The 1,574-nt window shown below is 45.0% G+C and carries 1 protein-coding gene; it reads left to right on the forward strand.

What is annotated here, in order from left to right:
- Window positions 1–1,236: toprim domain-containing protein (locus tag QVA83_RS02220; RefSeq protein ID WP_287498093.1), on the forward strand; the 1,236-nt coding region annotated here is incomplete at its 5' end.
- Between the last annotated feature and the right edge of the window lie 338 nt (window positions 1,237–1,574).

The following is a 1,574-nucleotide window of genomic DNA, read 5'->3' on the forward strand; positions in this document are numbered from 1 at the left end:
CGTAAAGGTGCGCTAGATTTGGCTGGCCTACCAGGTAAGCTAGCTGACTGTCAGGAAAGAGATCCTGCACTTAGTGAACTATACATAGTGGAGGGTGACTCTGCGGGCGGTTCAGCTAAGCAGGGTCGTAACCGTAAAAACCAAGCTATTCTGCCGCTTAAAGGTAAAATACTAAACGTTGAGAAAGCGCGTTTCGATAAGATGCTTTCTTCGCAGGAAGTTGCGACGCTTATCACTGCACTAGGTTGTGGTATTGGTCGTGACGAGTATGACCCTGAAAAGCTACGCTACCACAGCATCATCATCATGACCGATGCTGACGTAGATGGTTCTCACATTCGTACGCTGCTACTAACATTTTTCTATCGTCAAATGCCTGAAATCATTGAGCGTGGATATGTATATATTGCACAGCCTCCGCTTTACAAAGTGAAGAAGGGTAAACAAGAGCAGTATCTTAAAGATGACGATGCGTTAACTAACTACCTAACATCAATCGCAATTGACGGTGCGTCTTTGCACACCAGCGATGGAGACCCAGGTATTAGTGGTGTAGGCCTTGAAAACCTTGTTAAGCAGTACCAATCGGTAGAGAAGATGATTGCACGTATGAAACGTCTTATGCCTGCATCTATCCTTTACAGAATGCTTTACACGCCTACGCTAAACCTTGAAGACCTTAAAGATGAATCTGCACTAGAGCATGTGGCGAAACACTTCGTAGAGCAGCTTACAGAGCGCGAAAACGACGGTGCTACATACCGTTATGAAATTCGCACTGATGCTGAACTTAGCGAGTACTACATCACAATCATTATGCGTATGCACGGTATCGATTATGAGTACATTATCGATCACGAGTTCATCGAGTCGTCTGAATACCAGCGCCTTAAAGAGCTTAACCTTGCTATCAATGACATGATGGGCAAAGACGCTTACATTCAGCGTGGCGAGCGTAGACAGCCAGTTGAGTCTTTCAAAGAAGCACTAGAGTGGCTAATGAACGAAGCGAAACGTGGCCAATACATTCAGCGCTATAAAGGGCTAGGAGAGATGAACCCAGAGCAATTATGGGAAACTACCATGGACCCAGAAAGCCGCCGTATGCTTCAAGTTACCATTGAAGATGCTATTGGCTGTGATCAGCTGTTCACCACACTGATGGGTGATCAAGTTGAGCCTCGTCGAGAGTTTATCGAAGCTAATGCACTTAAAGTGGAAAACTTAGACGTGTAGCGTTTTTAGCTATTTGAAAAAAGCGACCAATGGGTCGCTTTTTTTTTGCTAACGCTAAGGCGAATTTTTCGTATAGACAGAGAGGGTATTACTGCGAATAAACGTGGTTGAAGAGTTTATTCAACGATAAAAGCTAAGTGATGCCGTAAAGATACGGCATCAGATTTAAACTTTTGAAACAACCAGGGCGACTTCCCCCGCACTTGCTGCTGTTGCAGTAAAGCGATAGGTGCCTGTTGAGGAGGGGGTAAATTGCAGGTTCTCTGAGCCCTGCTCACAGACTAAATAAACAGTTGACCCTAACATTACAGGCTGACCCTTATATTTACCGCCACAGC

The organism is Alteromonas sp. AO-Serp (assembly GCF_017849675.1).
Classification (GTDB): domain Bacteria; phylum Pseudomonadota; class Gammaproteobacteria; order Enterobacterales; family Alteromonadaceae; genus Alteromonas; species Alteromonas macleodii.